Source organism: Streptomyces sp. NPDC043176, from assembly GCF_056436715.1.
Genome location: NZ_JBWKCA010000031.1, coordinates 65,573 through 73,127, shown reverse-complemented (window position 1 = coordinate 73,127; position 7,555 = coordinate 65,573). Strand labels below are relative to the sequence as shown.

General features: G+C 73.2%; 7 protein-coding genes. 5 read left to right on the top strand and 2 right to left on the bottom strand.

Annotation, left to right across the window (positions count from 1 at the left end; genetic code table 11):
• The first annotated feature begins 102 nt into the window (after window positions 1-102).
• On the top strand, window positions 103-510 hold the full coding sequence (locus tag AC067A_RS33750; RefSeq protein ID WP_479246928.1) for a hypothetical protein: 408 nt from the start codon (window positions 103-105) through the stop codon (window positions 508-510).
• Window positions 507-749, top strand: coding sequence for a hypothetical protein (locus AC067A_RS33745; RefSeq protein WP_479246926.1), 243 nt, complete (start codon window positions 507-509; stop codon window positions 747-749). Before AC067A_RS33750 ends, AC067A_RS33745 begins: the two co-directional genes overlap by 4 nt.
• Before the next feature lie 25 nt (window positions 750-774).
• Here the strand turns inward: AC067A_RS33745 and AC067A_RS33740 are convergent, their stop codons facing one another.
• Window positions 775-1,209 (bottom strand): YdeI/OmpD-associated family protein, encoded by a 435-nt coding sequence (locus AC067A_RS33740; protein ID WP_479246925.1) that lies wholly within the window; start codon window positions 1,207-1,209, stop codon window positions 775-777.
• A 228-nt stretch (window positions 1,210-1,437) separates the two neighbouring features.
• Complete coding sequence (gene yicI, locus AC067A_RS33735) at window positions 1,438-3,687, bottom strand: alpha-xylosidase (protein ID WP_479246922.1); 2,250 nt, start codon at window positions 3,685-3,687, stop codon at window positions 1,438-1,440.
• A 229-nt stretch (window positions 3,688-3,916) separates the two neighbouring features.
• Here yicI and AC067A_RS33730 point away from each other — a divergent pair, with 229 nt between their 5' ends.
• The 3 genes from AC067A_RS33730 to araD all read left to right on the top strand — a co-directional run bounded on the left by AC067A_RS33730 (window position 3,917) and on the right by araD (window position 7,533).
• On the top strand, window positions 3,917-4,546 hold the full coding sequence (locus AC067A_RS33730) for a GntR family transcriptional regulator (protein WP_479246921.1): 630 nt from the start codon (window positions 3,917-3,919) through the stop codon (window positions 4,544-4,546).
• Between the two features lie 219 nt (window positions 4,547-4,765).
• Window positions 4,766-5,668, top strand: coding sequence for a dihydrodipicolinate synthase family protein (locus AC067A_RS33725; protein ID WP_479246919.1), 903 nt, complete (start codon window positions 4,766-4,768; stop codon window positions 5,666-5,668).
• The gene (gene araD / locus AC067A_RS33720; RefSeq protein WP_479246917.1) at window positions 5,665-7,533 is read left to right on the top strand and encodes an L-arabinonate dehydratase; all 1,869 of its coding nucleotides are present in this window, start codon (window positions 5,665-5,667) and stop codon (window positions 7,531-7,533) included. The genes AC067A_RS33725 and araD overlap by 4 nt, the downstream gene beginning before the upstream one ends.
• Window positions 7,534-7,555 lie beyond the last annotated feature (22 nt).

Genomic DNA, 7,555 nt, shown 5'->3' with positions numbered 1-7,555 from the left:
AGTGCAGTCGCGAGGGTTTCGAGGTTTGTCGTCACACACGAACCAACGAGACCCTCGTTTCATGCGCCCGAAGACTTCGGACTTACTCGTCTAGGCACGTTCATGGCGGCAGACACACCCGAGGAGAAGTCCCGCCTCGGGAAGGTGACCGCCTGGGACGGCGTATCGGTCCACCTGCAGCCGCTCGGCGGAGGATCGACGTGGACGGCGGCGCCGTCCGAACTGCGCCGCCCCACCAGGGAGGAGCGCGCGCTGATCCGGGTGCTCACCACTCCGGTCCCGAAGGCGGCACGCGGGCGGCAGACACGGCCGGAGCCGCCGGTGGTCCTCTCGGTGGATCCCGTGCCGCCGGCCGTGGCGGTTCCGGGATGCGCCACGTGTGACGTCGCCGCCGAGCGGGAGCGGTACAGCCGTGGGGCGCGCGACCATTCGGCGGCGGCGGACTTCCGGGTGGAGATCCGCCGCCACCCGCACGAGGAGCCGGGCCCGACACGTGGGGAGCGGCCGTGACCGTGACGCCGGTCTACCGCATGGCGAGGCACCCCGGGCCGGAGTCGGAGCTCACGGTGACCGCGCGCTGCCTGGACGGCGGGTGCGCGTGGGAGGCGGAGCCGACGCCGCGGCCCGGGGCCGGGGTGATCGGGTGCGAGGCGCACACCGCGGAGACGGGGCACGCGACGTTCGCCGTCCGTCTGGAGTACGTCGCGCTGGTGACCGCCGAGGCCGCGAGCGAGGCGGGTGCCGGCTGACGCGACGGCGCCCCGCTTCCCGGTGTCAGGCCTTGAGGGTCTCGATGGCCTTCTCGATGCGCCGGCGGCGCGTGTCGGCGCCCTTCGCGCTCTCGATGGCGAGCACGTGCCGGCGCTTGTGGGTGTGCGAGAGGCTGTCGTAGGCGGCGCGGACGAAGGGGTCCTCGTCCAGGGCGGCGGCGAAGTCCGGGGGCTCGACGACGACGCGGGGCTCGGTGTCGAGCTCCAGCTCGACCTCGACCTCCTCGCCGGTCTCGACGCCCGCGGCCTCCCGGTTGGCCTTGCTGAGGCCGAGCAGGTGGCGGCCCCGCATGATGGCGACCCGGCTCTTCCAGGAGTGGCCGTTGACGGTGATCGTCACCGGCGGTCGCGCGCCTCCGCCGAGCGCCTCCACCACCTCGGGCGGAACCTCCAGACCCCGCATGCGCTCGGGCGGCTCGACCTCGGACCGAAACTTCATGCTCTTCCTCCAGTTGTTCTGCCGGCACACGGCGGATCGGTCCCGCCCGGCTCCGGCAGCCGCTCCCAACGGCCGGGTCCCGGGGCGCCGCGGCCGGGGACCCCGGACGTCGCCGTCCGGGTCCGCCACGGTGCCGCCGCAGCCGCCCCACGGCGGAGCACCGGCGGGCTTGAGGATCGTAGCGTCGGCCCTCCGTGCCTCGTCGCCGCATCTCGGCCATGTCGTCGGTCAGTTCCCGGCCTGAACGCCTCCGGGTCCCAGGGTCCGCACCTCGTACGGCCGGTCGGTGCCCGTGGCCGTCGCGGTCGGGCCCGTCTCCGTCCGCGTCACCCGGTAGACCGCCGCCGGGGCGCCCCGGTGGTCGGGGACCGTGACGGTGGTCGTGGTGCCGGGCGGGGCGCCGGGGGCCACCAGGAGGGTGAGGTTGTCGAGCCAGGCGCCGTCCGGGCGGGAGTCGTCGGCGGCGAGGGGGAGGACGGCGCCGGGGCGGACGTACAGCGGGAGGCCGTGGAGGTCGTGGGTCTCGCGGCGCCAGGCGGGGCCGGTGACGGTCTCGCCGGTGAGCAGGTGGGTCCACTCGCCGGCGGGCACGTACACCTCGACGTCGCCGCCGGGGTTCATGACGGGTGCGACGAGGAGGTCGGGGCCGAGCATGTACTGGCGGTCCAGGGTGCGGCAGGCGGGGTCGTCGGGGAACTCCAGCAGCATGGGCCGCATGACGGGGGTGCCGGTGGTGTGGGCCTCGACGGCGGCGCCGTACAGGTAGGGCATGAGGCGGTGCTTGAGGCGGGTGAAGCGGCGGGCGACCTCGACGGCGGTCTCGCCGAACTCCCACGGCACCCGGTAGGAGTCGCTGCCGTGCAGCCTGCTGTGCGAGGAGAGCAGACCGAAGGCGAGCCAGCGGGTGAAGACCTCCGGCTCGGGGGTGCCCTCGAAGCCGCCGATGTCGTGGCTCCAGAAGCCGAAGCCGCTGAGGGAGAGCGAGAGGCCGCCGCGCAGTGACTCGGCCATGGCCTCGAAGGAGGCCCAGCAGTCGCCGCCCCAGTGCACCGGGAACTGCTGGCCGCCGGCGGTCGCGGAGCGGGCGAAGAGGACGGCCTCACCGGTGCCGCGCTCCTTCTCCAGGAGCTCGAAGACGGTCCGGTTGTAGAGCTGGGCGTAGTAGTTGTGCATGCGCGCGGGGTCGGAGCCGTCGTGCCAGACGACGTCGGTGGGCACGCGCTCCCCGAAGTCGGTCTTGAAGCAGTCCACGCCCTGGGCGAGCAGCGGGCGCAACCTGTCCTGGAACCACGTCCTGGCCTCGGGGTTCGTGAAGTCGACCAGGGCCATGCCGGGCTGCCACAGGTCCCACTGCCAGACGTCGCCGTTCGGCCTGCGGACCAGGAAGCCCCGCTCCGCGCCTTCCGCGAAGAGCTCGGACTTCTGGGCGATGTACGGGTTGATCCAGAGGCCGACGCGCAGTCCCCGCTCCTTCAGCCGGGCGACGGCGCCGGCCGGGTCGGGGAAGGCTTCGGGGTCCCAGCGGAAGTCGGACCACTGGTACTCGCGCATCCAGAAGCAGTCGAAGTGGAAGACGGAGAGCGGGATGTCCCGCTCGGCCATGCCGTCGACGAAGGAAGTGACGGTCGCCTCGTCGTACCGGGTGGTGAACGACGTGGTCAGCCAGAGGCCGAAGGACCAGGGCGGCGGGAGGGCGGGGCGGCCGGTGAGCGCGGTGTAGCGGGCGAGGACCTCCTTGGGGGTGGGGCCGGCGACGACGAGGTACTCCAGGGTCTGGTCCTCGACGCTGAACTGGACCTGGCCGACGGCCTCGGATCCGACCTCGAAGGAGACGCGGCCCGGGTGGTCGACGAAGACGCCGTAGCCGCGGGAGGAGAGGTAGAACGGGATGTTCTTGTAGGCCTGTTCGCTGCTGGTGCCGCCGTCGGCCTGCCAGATGTCGACGCTCTGGCCGTTCTTCACGAAGGGCGTGAAGCGTTCGCCGAGGCCGTAGATCTGCTCGCCGACGCCGAGCGCGAGCTGGACGGCCATGTGGTGGGCGCCGTCGGGGGTGGTGACGAACGCGGTGCCCTTGCGGCCGGCCTCGGTGAGGTGCCGCCCGTCGGCGTCCGTGAAGAGCAGCGTCCAGGGCGCCGAGCGGTCCAGGCGCAGGCGCAGGGGCCCGGAGGCGAGTTCGACGACGGATCCGTCCTCGCGCACCGCGCCGGTGGACGGTCCGCCGTCCGTGAGGGCGAAGTCCGGTCCGGGGCGGGTCTTTCCGGCGTGGTGGGTGACGCGGACTCCGATGACGCCCTCGGCCGGTGCGTGGCATTCCACGGTGAGGAGGGCCGAGTTGAGGGTGTCGCCGCGGGTCAGGACGCGCTTGACGGAGGCGTGGGCGGTGAAGCGGTCGGCTTCGGCGCGCAGGTCGCGGACTTCGGTGGCGTACGAGGCGTGGACGCCCTCGCGCATCAGCCAGAAGCCGTCGGTGAACTTCATGCTGGTCCTTGGGGAGGGGGGCGGAGGGGCTCCGCGGAGCCCCCAATAGTTATCCCAGAAAACAAAACAGCGAGCCAGCCCCCGCACCCCCTGGACCTCCTGCGATAGAAAACGCTTTCACGAAGCCTGTGCGAAGCATTGACGAAACACGAGCGCCCCCCTAACTTCATGCCCGTTGCACTTCGTACGTCATATATGAGACGCGATACACGAGATCTGAGAGTGCTCCATGGCCTTCGCCCCCAGCCCCATCCCGTCCCGCACCCAGTACGTCCTGGAGGCGATCAAGCACGACATCCTCACCGGAGGCCTCAGACCCGGCCAGGCGCTCGTGGAAGCCGAACTCGCCGCGCGTTTCGGGGTGTCGAAGACCCCGGTGCGCGAGGCGCTCAAGACCCTCGCGGGCAGCGGGCTCGTGGTGATGAGCCAGTACAAGGGCGTCACGGTCCGGATGGTCGACGCGGACATGGCCCGCGCGGTCTACGACGTACGGCTGCTCCTGGAACCCGAGGCGGTCCGCCGCGCCGTCGCCTCGGGCGTCCCGCTCGACGCGGCGCACGAGGCGCTGCGCCGGGCCGCCGGAGCCGAGGACCCGGCGGAACGCTCGCTGGCCAACCGGGAGTTCCACCGCGCGCTCTACCTGCCCTGCGGCAACCCGCTGCTCGGCCGGATGCTGGACGAGGTCCGCGACCAGGCCGCCCTGGTCTCCACCGTCGCCTGGGCCGCCGTCCCCTCCTGGGAACGCGAGGCCGCGGAGCACGAGGAGATCCTGCGGCTCGCCGTCGCCGGCGACGTCGACGGGGCCGGCCGCGCCGTGCACGACCACATCGCCTCGTTCGTCGAACGCGCCTTCCCCTAGGGCCTGTCCCACCGGCCGCGAGCCGGGCGAAGCCCCGCCACCCGGGCAGCCGGGCGCGAGCCGGCGCCGCCCGGGCAGCGGGGCCCGAAGCCCCGCCACCGGGACCGGCCGCCGAGGACCCGCGCCGACGCGACCTCGCCGACAAGCCCCCTTCCCCCCTGAACAGCGGGCGGGTGCCCATCCCGTGGGCACCCGGCCGTGAGTGAACTGCGAGGCACCATGGAATTCGAGACACTGAGGGCCGCCCTCGCCGATGTCGTGGCGATCCCGGTCACCCCCTTCGCCGAGGACGGCTCGGTCGACACCGCCGCCCACCGGGCCCTGCTGCGGCGGCTGCTCGACGGCGGGGTGCGCACCCTCACCCCGAACGGCAACACCGGCGAGTTCTACGCCCTCGCCCCCGAGGAGCGACGCGCCGTCACCGAGGCGACCGTCGAGGAGGCGGGCGGCCGGGCGGTGATCCTCGTCGGCGTCGGCCACGACGTGCCGACCGCCGTCGAGGCCGCGCGGCACGCCCACGCCACCGGCGCCGACATGGTGATGGTCCACCAGCCCGTCCACCCGTACGTCTCCGAGAGCGGCTGGGTCGACTACCACCGCGCCATCGCCGAGGCCGTCCCCGAGCTCGGTGTCGTCCCCTACATCCGCAACCCGCTCCTGAGCGGGGACCGGCTGGCGGAGCTCGGCGCCGCCTGCCCCAACGTCGTGGGCGTGAAGTACGCGGTGCCGGACGCGGCCCGGTTCGCCGGTTTCGCCCGGGACGCGGGCCTCGACCGCTTCGTGTGGGTGGCGGGCCTCGCCGAGCCATACGCCCCCGCGTACTTCGCGAGCGGCGCCACCGGTTTCACCTCCGGGCTGGTCAACGTCTCCCCCGCGCTCTCCCTGGAGATGCTGCACGCGCTGCGGGCCGGCGACTACCCGACCGCCATGAAGGTGTGGGAGCGGATCCGCCGCTTCGAGGAGCTGCGGGCGGCGAACGGCAGCGCCGACAACGTGACCGTCGTCAAGGAGGCCCTCTCCTCCCTCGGCCTGTGCCGCCGCGCCATCCGCCCGCCGAGCCGCGAACTGCCCGACGCGGCACGGGCCGAGGTGGCGGCGATCGCCGGCGGGTGGCCGATATGAGCCGCGAGCCCGGCGGGACGGACCACGGCCCCGACGACGCGAACCACGACCCCGCCCGCGCGGGTCACGAACCGGCCGGCGCGCATCACCGGCCCGCCGGGGCGGGCCCCGCGTCCGGCGACGCCCCCCAGGGACCCGCCCACCCCGGCCGGAGGCCCGAGGAGCTCCGCAGTCACCAGTGGTACGGCACCGACGGGCTGCGCTCGTTCAGCCACCGCGCCCGGACCCGGCAGCTCGGGTACCTGCCCGAGGAGCACCTCGGCAAGCCGGTGATCGCGATCCTCAACACCTGGTCCGACATCAACCCCTGCCACGTCCACCTGCGCGACCGCGCCCAGGCGGTGAAGCGGGGGGTGTGGCAGGCCGGCGGCTTCCCGCTGGAGTTCCCGGTCTCCACGCTGTCGGAGACCTTCCAGAAGCCGACGCCGATGCTGTACCGCAACCTCCTGGCCATGGAGACGGAGGAGTTGCTGCGCTCGTATCCGGTGGACGGGGCCGTCCTGATGGGCGGCTGCGACAAGACGACGCCGGCGCTGCTCATGGGGGCCGCCTCGGTCGACCTGCCGACGGTGTTCGTGCCGGCCGGGCCGATGCTCCCGGGCCACTGGCGGGGCGAGACGCTCGGTTCCGGTACGGACATGTGGAAGTACTGGGACGAGAAGCGGGCGGGACTGATCGGCGACTGCGAGATGGCCGAGCTGGAGAGCGGGCTCGCCCGCTCCCCCGGCCACTGCATGACGATGGGCACGGCGTCCACGCTCACCGCCGCCGCCGAGACCCTGGGCGTGACGGTGCCCGGCGCCTCCTCGGTGCCCGCGGTCGACTCCGGACACGACCGGATGGCCGCCGCGTCGGGCCTGCGGATCGTCGAGCTCGTACGGCGTGACCTGCGGCTGTCGCAGGTGCTGACCCGGGAGGCGTACGAGGACGCGGTCGCCGCGGTCCTGGCGCTCGGCGGCTCGACCAACGCGGTCATCCATCTGATCGCCATGGCCGGGCGCTCCGGGGTGAAGCTGACGCTCGACGACTTCGACCGGATCGCCAGGACCGTGCCGGTGCTCGCGAACCTGCGGCCCGGTGGGCAATACCTGATGGAGGACTTCCACTTCGCGGGCGGCATGACGGCGTTCCTGTCCCGGCTCACCGACGTGCTGCACCTGGACCGGCCGACCGTCTCGCACGGGAGCCTGCGCGAGCAGCTGGCCGGCGCCCTCGTGCACGACGACGAGGTGATCCGGGACCGGGCGAGGCCGCTGGCCGCCGAGGGCGGGGTGGCGGTGCTGCGCGGCAACCTGTGCCCGGACGGCGCGGTCATCAAGCACATCGCCGCCGAGCCGCGGCTGCTCAAGCACACCGGCCCGGCGGTGGTGTTCGACGACTACCGGACGATGCAGCGGACCATCGACGACCCGGCGCTCGGCATCACCGCCGACCACGTGCTCGTACTGCGCGGCGCGGGGCCCAAGGGCGGTCCCGGCATGCCCGAGTACGGCATGCTGCCCATCCCCCGCCACCTCCTGGAGCAGGGGGTCCGGGACATGGTCCGGATCTCCGACGCCCGGATGAGCGGGACGAGCTACGGGGCCTGTGTGCTGCACGTGGCGCCCGAGTCCCATGTCGGCGGACCCCTCGCCCTCGTCCGTACGGGCGATACGATCACCCTCGACGTCGCGGCACGCTCCCTCCACCTGCACGTCTCGGACGAGGAGCTGACCGGCCGTCGGGCCGCGTGGACACCGCCGCCTGCCCGGTACGAGCGCGGCTACGGCGCGCTGTACATGGAGCAGATCTCCCAGGCCGACACCGGCTGCGACTTCGCGTTCCTGGCGCGCCCGGGCACGACCCCCGATCCGTACGCGGGCTGAGCCCGCGCCGAACCGCCCCCGA

Excerpts from the sequence above, each read along its gene's own strand:
- AC067A_RS33740 (WP_479246925.1), bottom strand. The coding sequence starts at position 1,209 with ATGAAGTTTCGGTCCGAGGTCGAGCCGCCCGAGCGCATGCGGGGTCTG.
- yicI (WP_479246922.1), bottom strand. The coding sequence starts at position 3,687 with ATGAAGTTCACCGACGGCTTCTGGCTGATGCGCGAGGGCGTCCACGCC.
- AC067A_RS33730 (WP_479246921.1), top strand. The coding sequence starts at position 3,917 with ATGGCCTTCGCCCCCAGCCCCATCCCGTCCCGCACCCAGTACGTCCTG.
- AC067A_RS33750 (WP_479246928.1), top strand. The coding sequence starts at position 103 with ATGGCGGCAGACACACCCGAGGAGAAGTCCCGCCTCGGGAAGGTGACC.
- araD (WP_479246917.1), top strand. The coding sequence starts at position 5,665 with ATGAGCCGCGAGCCCGGCGGGACGGACCACGGCCCCGACGACGCGAAC.
- AC067A_RS33725 (WP_479246919.1), top strand. The coding sequence starts at position 4,766 with ATGGAATTCGAGACACTGAGGGCCGCCCTCGCCGATGTCGTGGCGATC.